The sequence below is a fragment of the Enterococcus sp. HMSC078F03 genome, assembly GCF_001811595.1.
GTDB lineage: Bacteria > Bacillota > Bacilli > Lactobacillales > Enterococcaceae > Enterococcus > Enterococcus faecalis.
The window spans coordinates 1-16,366 of record NZ_KV805569.1; the positions used below are offsets into that span (position 1 = coordinate 1).

Genomic DNA, 16,366 nt, shown 5'->3' on the forward strand with positions numbered 1-16,366 from the left:
AGATTTCTAGGTCTAACTTTTGGGGGTCGGCTCACATATTACAATGGTTGTCGTTTTTTTATTTTTAGATTTCTTCTATCAATTCAATCGCTTGCCCACCAACATGCGGTGGAATCGACATAGTCATCGGTGGCAAGCCCACGACTGTGAAACGGACTTTGGTCCCTTTTTTCAAGTGAGACAGTGGGATACTTTCCTCTAACTGTTCAACAAGTATGTTTAAAATTACCCCATGAGAAAATAAGGGCACAATGGATTCTGGATCACTTTCTGCTTGGATATTTTCTAAATGTAATCGCATTGACAATGGCTGCGTCTCATTTAACACACCAGCCTCTGCTAATTTCCCTGTAAAAACAGCAATTTTTTCAGTCATTTGTTTGCCTCCTTTTTAAACATCATATTGAAGAGAATTAATTCCATCCCCTAAAAATTCTGAAGCGTTGTTAAATTCGGCAGGATCATATTTGGTATAGGAAACTTGTAATGTCAAAGTAATATTCCTTAAGGTTTCAGAATGGGCAAATTTCTCTTGAGCTTGTTGTTTGAATTCTTTTCTAGTAGTGTATCCGTCATCCCCATCGCGGAAAATTAATAACGCCCAAGTTGGCGGTGTGCCGTCGATAAAGTATGGTAAGAAGCGATCATCCGTTGTCTCTTTAATCGCCGCTGTCACGATTTGTAGCAATTCATTTTTTTGTTCAGGACTTAATAAGTTACGAATACTTTCCCAATAGGCCACTCGGATCACGACTAAATATAACGGCGCTTCATAACGTGTAGAAATGTCAGAAAATAAATCGAATCCTTCTTCGTACATTTTTGCTGTTCTTAAATTGGTTACTGCATCTAACGCATTTAACTGAGAAGTTTCTTTACGTAAGCGAATATTTTCTTCTTCAATCGTACGAATTTGATAAGTCACTGCATAGATTGTTAAACAGTAGAGCGGCGGCATGATTAGCCAAAATAATGAGCCATAGCTAAACAAATCATGATAGACATACTGATATACAACATAAGTCAATTGTAGAAAAATAAATATAAGCGAAAATGTTAACCCCGCTGTAATCCCTACAAAATAGGTAACAATAATTAAGATAACTGAAATTAATAGACAACTTAAGTCCACAAAGAAATCATTCGTTCCTAAGGCCATAAAGATGGTTGTGCCGACAACCAAAACAATTCCTACCAACAAAGTTAAATCCAAAAGTAAGGTCACTCGTTTTTGATTCACTCTATTCCCCACCTTTCAAATTCTTCTTCACGATGAAGAACGCACTTAATCCAATAATGGTCATACCAATTAAGAAGACAAATAGATAAATCATTAATTTATGATTATTGACAATTCGTTTACCTAATGATTCGTTGCTAACGTTGCTTACACGTTTTTTGAAACGATAATCATAGCGACGATAGTTCGGATCGACCACAATGGCATCTCCTTTGTACATAGAAGTATTCTTCTCTGTATTCACTTGTGTAGAGGCTAAAAAGACACCTTGTGATTTAGCTCCCGTTAAGATTAACGCCGCGGCTTTCGCATTATATGGAGAAAACATTAACTGCGCCGTACCGATTTGTTTGCCATAATCTTTTTCAATGCTCAGTTTCTCGTTTGAAACAAAACGTGTGAAGTCCTTATCATAATGGAAATATAACTGATCGTTTAACTTACGAATCATCGGATTATCCTTAGGCGTACCAAAAATAATCAAGTTATGATTTTCTAATGCCGCATTTTTAGGCGCTTTTTTATAATACGTAATCTCACCGACATTACTTTCGGCATAATTACCAATTAAGTTAAATAAATTAGTCAACACTTTAAAATAGTTGTCGTCCATTTTTTCTGGTAATAAAATCGCTAAATCAGCAAAAGAACGGCTTCTGATAAAAATGTTCGGATAGTTGTTAAATAATATGTCATTCAGTTCTTCTGTTTGAATAAACGCATTTGAATTATTTTCAATAAAGGCCCATGGAGTCTGACCATTTCGCAAAACTTCTGGTGATTTAACATTCAAATCAAAAGCAACTTTTAAAACAAAACTATCAGCAATTTCTAAGTTCTTTGGAAATTCGAGATTTAATTCATCACCGTTCGCACGAGCAGCGCTTAATTTCTTGCTGCCAATTGGTTTATCATTGGCATAGACCGTCACTAAAGAAGAATCAAAATCTAAGTTTTCAGCGTATTTAAAATGTAAATGCACGCGACTTCCATTGGCATTGTTTCGATCCACTGGTAAATTGACAAAGTACGTTTGTTCTTGGTGATAGGCCCCTTCTAGCTTATCCCCCGTTGAGGTTAATGGATAATTTCCATCAAATTCTAAAGTTGAACTAAACGTATCGGTATTCTCATCAACTGTTGTCTCTTCTTTATCTGTTTGGGTCATTAATTCATAGTTTGCTAAATAACGTCCCGCACGAACAAGTAAGTCCTCATCTTTAGAAGTAGCTACTAAAACATGCTTATCTGGTTGATTGAAAAATTTTAAGACAGCCTGGTCCTCCACACGTTTGCTATCGATTTGACTTTTATACTGATCTGGTAATTTATCATAGCTGGCAATAATCAACTGATAGGGTGCTGACTGTTCTTTGTTCAAAGAAGCCATTGGTAACAATTCTTCTGAGGTAGTAATCAAACGAGCAGCACCAGCTAACGCATGGGTCGCTGCAGCTAATTCTTTTTCCGATGCATTTTCTGGTGTCAAAATAACACTGTGTTTATTCGCAATCGTGTCTGCTCCCACAAAATGATTATAAAAAGAATGAATCGTATTCTCTGGTAATTGTAAATCGTATTGGAAGTTTACGTTAGATCCTTCATACATCGTTAACCAATTTGCCGGAGTTTCAATTAAATTATACATGTCGTTTCCTGCCTGATTAATAATTTGGCCCTCAACAGTCAATGTATTTGTCTCTTTAATCAGTTCCAAAGGGATTTCAATCGTCTTTTGTTGAATACCAGTCGTATTTTCAGGACGCCAAGAATAAAACTTCACACCATTCACCGCCACAGTTAAATCTGAGGTCTGATTATTTTTTAATTGTGTGATTTGGTAGGTCATATTGAATGATGCTTTTTTTACATCCCAATAATCAATTTTTGTAAAATACATGGTGCTACGGACAGAAGTACCTGTTAAAGAGATTGTTTTATTTTGAAAAGGTTGTGTAAAGGTATGGTTGTCTTGTTCTTTGTTTTCGGCGTATACGGTCGGACTTGCGACACCAATTAGAATTGCCAGAAAGAACAACCCTATTAAAGTGACTGTTTTTTGTTTCATTGCACGTTTCCTCCTTATTTAAATCGTTCAGTTTTGTACCATTTTGTTTGTGTTTGTTTATGAAAAACATTTTCTTTAATATACATCACCATGCCATAAGCGGCGACTACTAGCCACATCTGACTGTATGTAATATACATCAAGGCAATAATTAAGATATTCTCTAAAGTCATTTCGCCTTTTTCGGTTGTAATACTGACAAAAGTACTGAAAATAAATAACAAAATCGCTAACAACCATAAGGAATTGCTAAATCCTTGCAGGGTCGTTGTTAAGTAACCAGACATTGATAAAACTAACATGATGTCTGACAAAACGAGCGATGTCATTAAGAGAAAATAAATGGACAAGAAATATAAAATATCAAAACGGATCCGACTCGCTTTAGGATTAAACAATAATTTAGCATTTTTAACAATGACATAAATATTGCCTTTGACCCATCGCGTCCGTTGTCGGAACCAAACAGACAAAGTTTGCGGCTCTTGCTCCCACGTCACTGCTTTTGGTTGAAACTTAATTTTATAGCCCATCATATAGATGCGAAAGCTGATTTCTGTATCTTCGGCTAACGCTTTGTCATCCCAGCCGCCAATGGCTTCAATAATACTACGACGAACAATGAAATTTGTGCCAGGAATCGTGCATAACTTAAATAATTGAAAACGACCGGCTTGTGCCATCCATTGAAAGGCAAGTGTTTCGATATTAATAAAGCGTGTCAACAGGCTTGCATTGCGATTTCTCGTTCTAAATTTACCAATAACCGCGCCGTATTCCTCACTAGCAATTAACTCTCCAACTAAATAACGGAGTGCATTCGGTTCAGGTGTATTGTCCGCATCATAAATGGCAATCACGTCCCCCTTGGCTTGCTTGAAACCAATGTTTAAGGCATTAGACTTACCTTTCCCACCTGTTATATTGTCTGTATTAATAATCTGCAAATTTCGATTAACCGCCTTTTTTTTGACATTCGCTAAAAGCTCGGCACTATTATCACTTGAGTTGTCATTAATCACAATAATTTCATAGCGATCTTGCGGATAATTAAAATTTAATAACGCTTCAACTGTCCGCACAATGACAATTCCTTCATTATGGGCCGGCACCATAATTGAAACAAACGGTGCATCTTCGTCCTCTACAGGTGGCGGTGCGACAGGATCTGTTTTTAAATAATAAACATAGCCAAAAATAACTAAGAGAATATTTACAATTAGTAAACTCCAAATAATGATAGTTGCTGTTAACATTACAATGTCAGCAATGGTCATTTGTCTTCCTCCTTATTAATATATTTCGACCGATAATTCTTTCGTCCAATCATAAACAAAATAATCAGGATGATTAAAGTCAGTGTAACAACGCCAATCAAAATATTGTTTGTGATACTGAAAAAGAATGAAAATAACCCTGTAAATCGTTGTTTTTCAACTGTTGAGGCCCCTGTATCAGCCAAACCATTGACAATTTGATTGTTTAAGAAGAACCGATTATTCCGAAATTCGATTTTCTGCGTTTGTGTTTGAACAGTGAAATGTTGATCCGCTTCTGAAACACTAAACACTATTGGTGCTTCTTTGACTTCTTGAATTAGATGATCCACTTCTTTTTTAGAATTTGGAAATGAAAAACTAATGGTGGTCGGCATTGGAAATCGATAGTCATTCGGATTATCTTTATCCGTCCATTCAATCCCCGATAAATAATCATACGGTAAATCAAACAAAGCATTCTTATAAGTGATTGATTCTCCCGTTTGGTTCCGATAAAAAACACGTTCAATCGGCGGATTTTCTCTTAGAATCACTGTATCACTAATTGCTAGACCATCCTCTTGGTATTGAAGGTCTTGATTCCAATATCCTGGAGCAGAAATGCCTACTGGATAGACATGTCTGTCGACCAATAAACTAATCTGCTGCGCCATCAATTGTTTCAAGGCACGTTGGTCATTTAAATCAACATTATTAACGACCGGTGTTTCTAAGAAAATAACCCCCGTCGAAGCAAATGCACGTAACGCATTCGTAAATAGTTTATAAGGTAAAATCGTATTGTTTTGTGAAACGCTCGTACTGGATAAAATATAAGGATACGTGGTTTTAACTAATTCTTCTTGCAAATAGGTTGCCACAGACATATCTCTTAACGGGTTAAAATCAGAAATCGTCAAAAACGGCCGTGACATTTTTTCACTTTCCAGCCATTGACTAATCACGTCCAAGCTTTCTAAAAAAACAGCGCCTTTGCGTTCAAACATTGGTAGAAAAGCATGCCCATTCTCAATTACACCAAATGGATATTCTTCTGGTGCTAATTCTTGTGTTTTTAATCGACCAACTGTCTGACCTTGCGTATTTTCCAGCACAACTGATTGATCTTGAAAAGGCAATACTTGAGAAAAGCGTTTTTTTTCATCTTCTAACCGATATTGACGATGACTTAATTCTTTCCACGTACCGCTAAAATATTGTTTTTCATCGTCACGCATGTTTCGACCAATGTGTAATTGTTTACCTTTAAAATGAACTCGATCTGCTAGAAAATCAGAGGCAATAACGCCGGCTTGTTCAGGCCAATTCACCATAGAAATCAAACTGTCATAGCCATCATTTAGCAATTCGCCAGGCACATAATCTGACACCGCCACACTCTGAACTTCTACTCCAAAACTCGTCAACACTCGTTGTAAAGCATCCACATCATTTTCTTTTTTTCCAGCAATATTCAAGCTGTCATAGACAAGTAAGACATGTTTACTTGGTGCAGCCAGCGCCGGTTTAGCAAAGCCGCAAAAAACGAAAAAGAGTAAGAAACACACCCAGCCAATAAGATATTGTTTATTTTTCAATTTTCTTTACCTCCCCAATGACTTGTGGTGTTGTATCTTGCCACATTCGTTTACCAATAACATCAGAAACAATTTGTAACAAGAGAAAATCTAAAAATACTGAGACTAAAAACAAATGACGTACTAAGTCACTATCCCCATCAATAATAATTGTTGAAATGAAAACAACTAATAAATTTAGATAAATCCCTGTCATTAAAAAGAAGCGAAAAACTAATCTCGGTTCGTTTCTCTTGAGTCCTCTGTATAAACCAACGCCATATAAACCAAACAGGATCACGCCTAATAATAGATAGAAAGCAAAGTTTTTAGGAAAAAAGCTGGCTTTAATACGGTTATACACCATAAAAAATTTAGATTGTTCCAGCGGTGCACGCCCCGTCGTTTTCTCAAAATTCCCCACATTATTAGGCTTTACTAAGTAAACATTTGGGACCGCTGAATTCAGTCCTTGCCATAATTCAGATGGATAATTTAAATAATTCAATAACACCCATCCAAAACTCGTTTTATCAAAAAAATCTTTTTTCATTTGTTCAGAAGTTGGTGATACAGGACTGTATTCTTCAAAGTAGGAACGTCCCTTTTGCAACCCATATTGCGGGTTAATTCCGCCCTCTGACATCCGTTTATCTGGAACCTTACTATCCTTCATTACACCGCGCGTCATACTGTGGTAGACATCACGTTCATAGATATCGTTAGGGACAATAAAAGCTGCTAACGTTGTAAAACCAATCAGTGCAATTAAAAAGGCCGTCATTGACAATCGTTGATAACGTTGTGACAAGTAGACAAAAAATCCTAATCCAGCAATAATTACACCAATAATAAGCAAATATTCTTGGCGTGTTGTTCCTATTAAAAGTACTACTGCTTGTGCCAAGATAACTAAGATTATTCTTCTGAGCCAAGTTCGTGGTTTCGTCACCCGATAAAAATAGACAGAAAATGCTAAGACACTCACAGAAAGTAAAAAACTCGTCGCTTCTGTATAAAAGGAATTAAAATAAATCGTATAGGAGGTATCCCCTAAGATGAAAATAACCAACAAGGAGATAAGATAACTTTTTTTCAAAGATACGTCTTCGGTTAAGCCTCGTACCAGAATATAAATTGACACTAAAAAACAACTAAGATAAACGAAACCTAAGAAACGAATATCGAAAAGTGTTTGACTATAAAAAAGTTTATTAAGCCAAATGGCAACGGTAATGAAAAATTGTTGAGTGGAAACAAAGTGCGTCGTTGTTTCATTAAAATAACGCATAATTGAAAAGTCCTTAACAAAATAGGCCACATTGTCGTAGCTATCACCATTGACACGATAAAGACTATTTGAATTTAACACACGAAAATACTCGCCATTATCTCCCAAGCCATTAATCGGATAAACAAATAACAAAATGCTTGTCACTAACCCAATCCCTAAAACGGCCAAAAGACTTGGAGAAATATAACGACTCAACCATTCAAAAGCTGAGTTCATGTGTTTTTTGATCTTTTCCATGCTTTCACCTCATCTAGAAATCATAGGCCAAAAGAGCCATTAAGTTATTATAGGAATAGACTTGTTTCGTAACTTTATCACCAAACCCTCCATAAATCGGGCTGCTTGAATCCATAATTTGAAAATTATTAAGTACTGTAATTGCCGCACGATACAACTCTTTGTCATTTTCGGCAACACCAATTAAAGCCGCTATCGCATAACTGGCTGCAGATTGATTTTTATCCACAGGCGATCCATTTAAATCATACGAGTTAAAAAGCGTTCCTTGCTGAACTTGTTTTCGCACAAAATCAATACTAGTCTGCTTCGCCATACCCACTTCACTTAAATGGACAATCGTTAATAAAGATTCAATAATATTAAGTGTTCCGTTGTTTTCGTATTTATTTGTTTGATGATTAAACTTCGTTTGATAAAGAGGTAAATCATCAGAAATATAGCCATCGTCTATTAATTGGTAATGATACTGCAAGTAGTCTGCTGAAATCCCAAATTCTTTGTATAGATAACCCAGCGTAATTAAGTCAATATAAAACAAAGAAGTTTCTGAAGACTGTTGTTTTGATTTACTATCGTAAAAATCAATTAGAATATTATCTTTCATAGAGGTTTTCATAAAACTCTTACCTAATTTTTTAATTTCTTGATCATACTGATCTGTGTTAAAATGCCCACCTGCTTCAATCAACGAACGAATGATCCGTAAATCATCAATCGAGGCATTGACATTGTACTTATTGCCTTGCTCGTCAATTCGGTAACTAAATTGGACGCCGTCATAAAAAGTGTCTTTCGTCTGCTTATAAAAGTTATCAAAACGTCCCTGCGTATCAAAAGCTAAATCCCGCAAATATAGACCAGAAGACTCACTTAGCAACTCATGTCCTGTAGCGACATCTTTGCGTTCAGCATCTGGTAAATAATTGGTTAAAAAACCGCCGTCTGTTTTGAGCCGGGTTTCAATAAAAAACTTCAACAAATCTTTGCGCTCAGCTGTTTCTTTTGTGTGAAATTCATGTTTTGTTAAAAAATGTTGTTTGTCTGTCGACATTAAGCGTTGAATTTTTGGATTCACTTTTTCCACCTCTACTTTATAGGATTTTTCTCTAAACAAAAGAAAATATCCTCCCAGAAGCACCACGAATACCCCAATAAAAATCCAAAGTTTTCTCTTCATTGTTACGCCTCTTTTCCTCACTTCTTTATTGTCAGTGTACACAAAAGTACTTGTTTTTGCGAAACTTACGCTACCTCTTCAAGCGCAAGAAAAAAAGCAATCCATAAAAATAAAAGGATTGCTTTAACCGTTTCGTCGATCATTTCCTGTCATCGTAATCTCTTTTGACAGATAACGCACACGTTCCATAATTCGTCTGGCTTTTAGCGGCTCTTGTTCTCCTCGTTGCGTCACGGTTAAATGCTCTTCTAAAGCTTTTAAATCTAGATTGGAAGAGAAAAAAGTAACTAATTGTTCTTGCATTCGGTATTGCAAGATTACGCTTAAAACGTCGTCACGAATCCAACTAGTCATGGATTCCGCACCAATGTCATCAATCATTAATATAGGGGATTTTTTTACTGCATCGAGCTTTTCACCAACTTGATCGCGACCAATGGCTTGTTTCATTTCTACTGTAAATGTTGGAAAATGAACAATTGTCGTAGTAAATCCACGTTCTGCTAAAGCATTAGCCATCGCACCTAATAAGAAAGATTTTCCTACACCGAAGGGGCCTTGTAAATAGAGCCCTTTATGAAACTCTTTTGGTGTCGCAGGATATTCTCTTAAAAATTGCATTGCTTCTGCTAACGCTTTGGCTCGACCTTGAGAAGATGGATCGAAATCTCGTAAATTTGCTTCTCGGACATCTTTTGGCATGTCCATTGCCCTTACTCGATTGCGAATTTCTTCTTCCTTCTGACGGGCGATTAAATCAGCCGTTGGGACATATGTTACATCAATGTAATGAAAATTCAACATTAATCTTGGCTCATAGCCGGGGGCAATCATTGCCGGATCGTTTAATTGAAATTTCTTTTTTTCTTGAACAAATTCATACAGCTTAGCATAACTTTTACGAATATCTTCATCGGTTAAACGCTCTCGGTTTGCTTGTATAAAGGCTTGAACATCTTGATCTTTCAATACTTCGTTAACCAGCTCTTCATATCGTTCATTGATGTCACGCTTCTGGATAATTTTTGACATTTCTTTTCCTACGTCTTCCATCATTGGTCACCTCCTTGGTTTAAAAATTCTTGAATTTGGCGATCTAACTCGGCTTGTTCTTCTGGGGAAAGTTTTGTTTCATCGTTTGGCTGATCGGCCCATTCTGGCAATCGCTCTTGTCGAACAGTTTGGCGTTTCCCTGAATAATTTTGTTGTCGCTGTTTTTGTTTGGTTTGGCTTTGTTTTGCCAATTCTCTGACATGTTCAATTGCTTTTTCTGGTGAATGAATGCCACTTTGTCCCCATTCATTCGCAATTCGATTCACATACTCCGCTTTTAAAGTCGGTTGTTGTTGAATGTTGTAAACATAGTTAATCAAAATATTAATCACACTAGTCGGTAAGCCTGATTTGGCAACCAAATATTTCACTAATGAACGTTCTTGTGGTGTCGTATAGCCGCCTCGACTATTTTTTAAAGCTTCTAAATATTGAATAGGCGGATTCTTTTCACTATCCATAATCATTTGAATATCCAGTTCAGAAAAACCATTCATTTTTAATGCGTTATATCGATACGTTTGTTGCTCTTCCACCGTCAATTGTGCTTCCTTGTTTGTCACTACGTTTGTTGATTGTGGTTTTTTATCAGGATCAAACGCTTGATGAATCGTTCGCACTAATTCCTTAGGCAAAATTCGACTTGTATAATAGTCAAATGATTTCGAAGCAAAGTCTACCATATCTAACTCATTGATGCCATATAATTGATGAAAAACATAGACTTCTTCTTGAAAACTAGCCTCATCTTCAGGCAGTTGTAAACCTAAACGGTGCAAACCTTCCACAAAATAGTGCCAATCAAAAGAATCCGTTGATACAGAAATTTTCTTCGATTTTTCTTGTTGAGAAAAAGTTTCTTGAATCGTTGTCAATCGGTTCGCTTCGGAAACAATTTGTTCTTCTTTAAAGGCATAAACCTCTTGAAAGCTAGCGGAAACATTTTGATAGCCCTCTGTTTTAGTAGGATGCGGTTGGAACTTTTGCACTAATTGATCAAATTTCCGTTGTCCAACCCGATTAAATAACACTAAAGCTAACACTTCATCTTTAAAAAAACGAGCGGCTGTTTCAGGTGCTTTTAAATAATATAAATAACAATCTCCTAATTCCCGATCTGTTTTTTTATACGTTTCTAGCAACCCAATGCCTTCTAATTTGTAGCAAGCTTCTTCTAATTGTTGGCAACTCAAGTCCAGCAAACTAATTAAATCTGCATGAAACAGCGAGCCATTCTCCTCTGAGTCTGTTGTTTCAGATAACAAAAGCCAATATAAACTAAACGCATTGGCGCCGACAATTGGTTGATATAAAAAGGTTAAAACCTCTTTCTCTTGATCAGAAAGCGGTGAATCAATAACCGCTTGAAAAATATTTTTTGGTTGGATTCTTTGCCGATTTCCTTTCAAAGAAAGACCTCCTTTTTAATTTTCTGAGTCAGGAGAAGAAGATTTTGCTTTGTCGACAATGTCCTGTAACTCTTTCAAAAACACGCTCATATCTTTGAATTGTCGATAAACACTCGCAAAGCGGATGTAGGCAATTTCATCTAGATTGACTAAATCTTCCATCACATATTCACCGATAAGCGTTGTAGAGACTTCATTTTCCCCTAAACTACGCACTCGATTTTCAACATTATCGACAATTTGAACCATTTGTTCCATAGCAACGGGTCTTTTTTCCGCAGAGCGAATGAGCCCCCGCAAAATTTTATCACGATTAAATTCTTCACGATCCCCATTTTTCTTGATCACAAGTAATGGCGCCGCTTCAATTCTTTCAAATGTAGTGAACCGATAACTGCAATTTTCACATTCACGACGACGGCGAATTGCACGTCCATCATCTGCTTGACGGCTATCAATAACACGGGAATTATTATGATGACATCTTGGACAACGCATAACGTTCACCTCTTCTATTCTGTATAATTTTTGTTGCCTATATTATAACATGAAATTGCGCTATTACTAGGTCTTTAGAACTGGTTCTTCGTTGAATCTTTGCCATTTTTTAATAAAAACAAAGACTTTCACTGTTTTTTCTGAAATTTTCAAAATATTTTACGCCATTAAAAAAATATTCACTTCTCTTCAGTTTGTTCCTCTAGCCACTTCTTCACTTGTTGTTCCGTTTCTTCTCTAGTTCCTTGATTATCAAACACGATATCTGCTCGTTCTTTTTTCATTTCAATCGGCCATTGGCTAGCAATTCGTTGTTGTGCTTCTTCTTCTGTTAATTGGTTTCGGGCCATCAGACGCTCTTTTTGAATCTTTTCTGGTACATATACCACAGCAACTTGATCCATAATCGCCTCATAATGAGCTTCATAAAGCAGAGGAATATCAACAATAACCAGGGCGGCTTTCTTTTTAGCTTCTTCAATTTGACGTAAAATTTCTTTTCTTAAAAAAGGTTTCAACATTTCATTTAATAGCTCTCTTTTTTGAGGATTAGCGAAAATTAATTGTCCTAATTTTTTCCGATCCAATTCACCAGTTGTTAATACTATTTCTGGTCCGAAAGTTTCAACGATTGCGGCTAAGGCTGGTTGCCCTTTTGCAACAATTTCGCGGGCGATAATGTCGCCGTCAACAATTGGATAGCCTGCTTTTTTAAAAAGAGCAACAACCGTACTTTTACCTGTCGCAATTCCTCCTGTAATGCCTAAAACTTTTGTCATTTCAATCGACGACCTTTCAATTGTTGGCATTGTGGACAATAATGCGTACCACGTTGTGCTACTTTTGTTTTAACAATTGGCGTACCACAACGATTGCAAGGTAAGCCTGTTTGCCCATAGACATTCAACGCTACTTGAAAAGTCCCTGCTTCTCCTAACGCGTTTAGATAGGTGCGGATGGTGGTTCCACCTGCTTCAACAGCGCGTGCCAAGACGTCAATGATTGCTTGATACAACGTAGCAACTTCCACAGGTTTTAAGGAATCTGCTGGTTGTTCTGGATGGATTTGCGCTTGCCAAAGTGCTTCATCTACATAAATATTCCCCAAGCCCGTCACTAGCTTTTGATCTAACAGCAATGGCTTAATTGCCTTATGATGCTTTTTCAAGCCTTGTTGAAAAGTAGCTAATTGGAAAACATCTGGTGTTGGCTCTGGGCCCAAAGCTAAAATCCCTTTATATTGATGACCTTGATTCTTAGGAACCAATGTCATACGCCCAAATTTCCGTACATCTAAATAACGTAATTGCGTGCCATCTGTAAAAGTAAACATTACATGGGTATGTTTGGCAATTTCATCATCAGCCTGATGAAACTCATATTTACCTTCCATTCGTAAGTGAGAAATCATATCATTATCAGACAATTTAAAAATCAGAAATTTTCCTCTTCGCTCAATCCCTTCAATCGTTTGACCAGCTAATTGACCTTGAAATACATCAACTTCTGGTGATTCAATAATTCTTGGCCAAAAAACAATGACTTCTTGAATGGTTTTTCCTACAACAAGTTTTTCAAGTCCTTTTCGCACTGTTTCTACTTCTGGTAATTCTGGCATTATTTTTGCTCCTTTATATAAAGAGGTCTGAACGCTTAGATACCAACGTCCAGATCCTACTTATCCTTATTTTATTCATCGTTCTTAATGGGTAAGCTATTATTTTGCTTCATACCATGTTTTTCCCCAACTGCTATCGGTGATAAGTGGCACATGTAAGGAAACTGCGTGCTCCATCACTTCTTTGACGAGTTGATTTAATTGTTCTAATTCTGATTCTGGTACTTCAAAAACTAATTCATCGTGCACTTGTAATAACATTGTCGCTTGTAATTTTTCTTCTTTTAAACGACGCGCCATTTCAATCATCGCAATTTTTAAAATATCTGCGGCACTTCCCTGAATCGGTGTATTAATCGCTGTACGTTCAGCGAACGAACGTAGATTAAAGTTTCTTGAATTAATATCACTTAAATAACGACGGCGATGATACAATGTTTCCACATATCCTTTGTCTTTGGCATCGCGGACAATCTCTTCCATGTACTGTTTCACGCCTGGATATTTTTCAAAATAGGTGTCAATATATTGTTGCGCTTGCTTTCTAGTAATGCCTAAGTTTTGAGACAAGCCATAATCACTGATACCATAGACAATTCCAAAATTCACCGCTTTAGCTTGACGACGCATGTTAGGTGTGACATCTTCTGCTTTTTCAACACCGAAAACTCGCATTGCAGTGCTGGCATGGATATCTTGTCCTTCCACAAACGCTTCTTTTAAATGCTCATCATTAGAAATATGCGCGAGCACACGTAACTCAATTTGAGAGTAATCAGAAGAAAAAATCAACCAATTATCCTCTCTTGGTACGAAGGCTTCTCTAATTTTTCGGCCTTCTTCTAAACGGATAGGAATGTTTTGTAAATTAGGATCTACTGAGCTTAGTCGTCCTGTTTGTGTCAGTGTTTGTACATACCGAGTATGAATTTTATTATCTGGCTGAATTACTTTTAAGAGTCCTTCAACATAGGTTGATTGAATTTTGGCAATTTGACGATAAGTTAAAATATCTGCCACAATTGGTGCTTGTTCTTTTAGTTGTTCTAAAACATCCACCGCTGTTGAATAACCAGTTTTCGTCTTTTTGATCACAGGTAAGCCCATTTTTTCAAATAAAATAACGCCTAATTGTTTAGGTGAATTCAAATTAAATTCTTCGCCAGCTTCTGCATAGATTTTTTCTTCGATTTCTTTCAAGCGTTCTGAAAATTCTACTTGCATTTCTTTTAAGCGCGTGGCATCAACACGGATCCCAGTTATTTCCATATCGCCTAAAATACGAGAAAGTGGTAATTCCATTTTATAGAATAAATCAGCTTGATTCTTTTCTGTTAATTCGCTATCTAATTTGCTTGTTAAAAATTGAATTGCTTTAATCTTACGTGCTAAATGACCAAAGAAAACTTCTTCGTCCTCTGGCAAGCCTTTTTTGGCCCCTTTTCCATAAATGGCTTCATCAGATTGAATCGCATCATATCCGTAATGTTGTGCTACACCTTCAATATCAGCGTTATTGTCATTGGTATCAAGTAAATAAGCAGCCAATAAAACATCAAAGGCAATCCCTGTCATTTTTCCTACATAGCGATTTAGTGCAACGTACGTCCGTTTTGCATCGTAGACATTTTTTTTACGTGTCTCATCCATCAACCAGTCAATAAATGGCTGACTTTCAAAAACAGCTAAATTATTCGTGGTATAAATCTTCTTGTTGTTGCCCCAAGCAAGGCCGACAATCGGTGACGTATGATAGTTATCTTCCATCATCTCAACATAAAGAGCCATATCGTCTGTAAACATTTCATTGGTTAACTGATCTTCGACTACTTCAAATAAAATATCTTCCATTTCAACAGGTTCTTCTGTAATGTCCAACTTAGCTAAAAATTGTTTAAAGTCCATTTCTTTATAAAAAGGAACCAATTTTTCTAAGTTTTTCCCTTCATATGCCAAGTCTTCCACATTGACTTCGACTGGTGCATTGACTTCAATTGTCGCTAAACGTTTAGAAAGAAAGGCTTGCTCTTTATCATTAATCAAGTTTTCTTTCATTTTGCTTTTTTTCATTTCATCGATATTCTCATAAACCCCTTCAACTGAGCCATATTGTTTTAACAGCTTAATCGCGGTTTTCTCACCGATTTTCGTTACACCTGGAATGTTATCCGACGTGTCGCCAGCCAACCCTTTCATATCAATAATTTGCTTAGGCGTTAACCCATCATATTTTTCAGCAATATGCTCAGGCGTATATGATTCAATATCGCTAACTCCTTTAACAGTGATATCTACTTTGACAGTGTCCGTCGCTAATTGCGTCAAATCTCGGTCCCCTGATAACACGACAACATCAAATTCATCTTTATCAACTTTGTTGGCTAATGTACCAATAATATCATCTGCTTCATAGTTAGGTAGTTCATAATATTTTACGCCTAAACCTTCTAAAAGTTCACGAATATACGGCATTTGTTCTTTAAATTCCCCCGGTGTTTTTGAACGTCCGGCTTTATATTCTGAATAAAATTCTGTTCTGAATGTGGTTTTCCCTGCATCAAAAGCGACTAAAACATGAGTAGGCATTTCTTTTTGCATTACATTTTCAAACATATTGTTAAATGCATAAATAGCATTTGTATGCAAGCCGTTCTTATTTTTGAATCGTTCTAATGAGTTATGTAGCGCAAAAAATGCACGAAAGGCTACACTGTTTCCATCAACGAGTAATAATTTTTTTTTGGTCATTTTTTTCCCCTCATCTTTAGCAAACTAGTTTCCTTTCTATTTTAACAAAAAACTACAGAATTTGCAGTAGACGGCGATTGCAGAATGAAAGAAAAAGGTATTTGACATAGTTCCTTAGTGACAACTATATCAAATACCAAAATCAATCAGCAATACACGCTGGATCTTCACAAGTATGAGAATCT

The 16,366-nt window shown here is 36.5% G+C and carries 13 protein-coding genes; all 13 read right to left on the bottom strand.

Going from position 1 to position 16,366, the window contains the following annotated elements:
- Nucleotides 1-64: 64 nt before the first annotated feature.
- The 13 genes from HMPREF2810_RS09070 to polA all read right to left on the bottom strand — a co-directional run bounded on the left by HMPREF2810_RS09070 (nucleotide 65) and on the right by polA (nucleotide 16,181).
- Complete coding sequence (locus HMPREF2810_RS09070) at nucleotides 65-376, bottom strand: hypothetical protein (RefSeq protein WP_002366283.1); 312 nt, start codon at nucleotides 374-376, stop codon at nucleotides 65-67.
- Between the two features lie 15 nt (nucleotides 377-391).
- The gene (locus HMPREF2810_RS09075; RefSeq protein ID WP_002415921.1) at nucleotides 392-1,252 is read right to left on the bottom strand and encodes a hypothetical protein; all 861 of its coding nucleotides are present in this window, start codon (nucleotides 1,250-1,252) and stop codon (nucleotides 392-394) included.
- Nucleotides 1,242-3,308, bottom strand: a complete 2,067-nt coding sequence (locus HMPREF2810_RS09080) for a cellulose biosynthesis cyclic di-GMP-binding regulatory protein BcsB (protein WP_002355765.1) — start codon at nucleotides 3,306-3,308, stop codon at nucleotides 1,242-1,244. Before HMPREF2810_RS09080 ends, HMPREF2810_RS09075 begins: the two co-directional genes overlap by 11 nt.
- Nucleotides 3,309-3,322: 14 nt before the next feature.
- Nucleotides 3,323-4,585, bottom strand: a complete 1,263-nt coding sequence (locus tag HMPREF2810_RS09085; RefSeq protein WP_002415919.1) for a glycosyltransferase family 2 protein — start codon at nucleotides 4,583-4,585, stop codon at nucleotides 3,323-3,325.
- A complete protein-coding gene (locus HMPREF2810_RS09090; protein WP_002415918.1) occupies nucleotides 4,582-6,165 on the bottom strand; it encodes a hypothetical protein in 1,584 nt (527 codons plus the stop codon). The genes HMPREF2810_RS09085 and HMPREF2810_RS09090 overlap by 4 nt, the downstream gene beginning before the upstream one ends.
- Nucleotides 6,155-7,675, bottom strand: coding sequence for a glycan biosynthesis hexose transferase WsfD (locus HMPREF2810_RS09095; protein WP_002415917.1), 1,521 nt, complete (start codon nucleotides 7,673-7,675; stop codon nucleotides 6,155-6,157). The genes HMPREF2810_RS09090 and HMPREF2810_RS09095 overlap by 11 nt, the downstream gene beginning before the upstream one ends.
- 13 nt (nucleotides 7,676-7,688) lie before the next feature.
- Nucleotides 7,689-8,897, bottom strand: a complete 1,209-nt coding sequence (locus HMPREF2810_RS09100) for a hypothetical protein (protein WP_002415916.1) — start codon at nucleotides 8,895-8,897, stop codon at nucleotides 7,689-7,691.
- A gap of 81 nt (nucleotides 8,898-8,978) precedes the next feature.
- The gene (gene dnaI / locus HMPREF2810_RS09105) at nucleotides 8,979-9,908 is read right to left on the bottom strand and encodes a primosomal protein DnaI (RefSeq protein ID WP_002355760.1); all 930 of its coding nucleotides are present in this window, start codon (nucleotides 9,906-9,908) and stop codon (nucleotides 8,979-8,981) included.
- Nucleotides 9,908-11,317, bottom strand: a complete 1,410-nt coding sequence (locus HMPREF2810_RS09110; RefSeq protein ID WP_002415915.1) for a replication initiation and membrane attachment family protein — start codon at nucleotides 11,315-11,317, stop codon at nucleotides 9,908-9,910. Before HMPREF2810_RS09110 ends, dnaI begins: the two co-directional genes overlap by 1 nt.
- Nucleotides 11,318-11,332: 15 nt before the next feature.
- The gene (gene nrdR, locus HMPREF2810_RS09115; protein WP_002381296.1) at nucleotides 11,333-11,815 is read right to left on the bottom strand and encodes a transcriptional regulator NrdR; all 483 of its coding nucleotides are present in this window, start codon (nucleotides 11,813-11,815) and stop codon (nucleotides 11,333-11,335) included.
- Nucleotides 11,816-11,994: 179 nt separating this feature from the next.
- Nucleotides 11,995-12,594, bottom strand: coding sequence for a dephospho-CoA kinase (coaE, locus tag HMPREF2810_RS09120; RefSeq protein WP_048942139.1), 600 nt, complete (start codon nucleotides 12,592-12,594; stop codon nucleotides 11,995-11,997).
- A complete protein-coding gene (mutM, locus tag HMPREF2810_RS09125) occupies nucleotides 12,591-13,433 on the bottom strand; it encodes a DNA-formamidopyrimidine glycosylase (protein WP_010715060.1) in 843 nt (280 codons plus the stop codon). The genes coaE and mutM overlap by 4 nt, the downstream gene beginning before the upstream one ends.
- Before the next feature lie 99 nt (nucleotides 13,434-13,532).
- Nucleotides 13,533-16,181, bottom strand: a complete 2,649-nt coding sequence (polA, locus tag HMPREF2810_RS09130; protein WP_002355755.1) for a DNA polymerase I — start codon at nucleotides 16,179-16,181, stop codon at nucleotides 13,533-13,535.
- Between the last annotated feature and the right edge of the window lie 185 nt (nucleotides 16,182-16,366).

Coding starts and splice junctions, on each gene's coding strand:
- coaE (WP_048942139.1), bottom strand. CDS start 12,594: ATGACAAAAGTTTTAGGCATTACAGGAGGAATTGCGACAGGTAAAAGT.
- nrdR (WP_002381296.1), bottom strand. CDS start 11,815: ATGCGTTGTCCAAGATGTCATCATAATAATTCCCGTGTTATTGATAGC.
- polA (WP_002355755.1), bottom strand. CDS start 16,181: ATGACCAAAAAAAAATTATTACTCGTTGATGGAAACAGTGTAGCCTTT.
- HMPREF2810_RS09070 (WP_002366283.1), bottom strand. CDS start 376: ATGACTGAAAAAATTGCTGTTTTTACAGGGAAATTAGCAGAGGCTGGT.
- dnaI (WP_002355760.1), bottom strand. CDS start 9,908: ATGGAAGACGTAGGAAAAGAAATGTCAAAAATTATCCAGAAGCGTGAC.
- HMPREF2810_RS09095 (WP_002415917.1), bottom strand. CDS start 7,675: ATGGAAAAGATCAAAAAACACATGAACTCAGCTTTTGAATGGTTGAGT.
- HMPREF2810_RS09085 (WP_002415919.1), bottom strand. CDS start 4,585: ATGACCATTGCTGACATTGTAATGTTAACAGCAACTATCATTATTTGG.
- HMPREF2810_RS09080 (WP_002355765.1), bottom strand. CDS start 3,308: ATGAAACAAAAAACAGTCACTTTAATAGGGTTGTTCTTTCTGGCAATT.
- mutM (WP_010715060.1), bottom strand. CDS start 13,433: ATGCCAGAATTACCAGAAGTAGAAACAGTGCGAAAAGGACTTGAAAAA.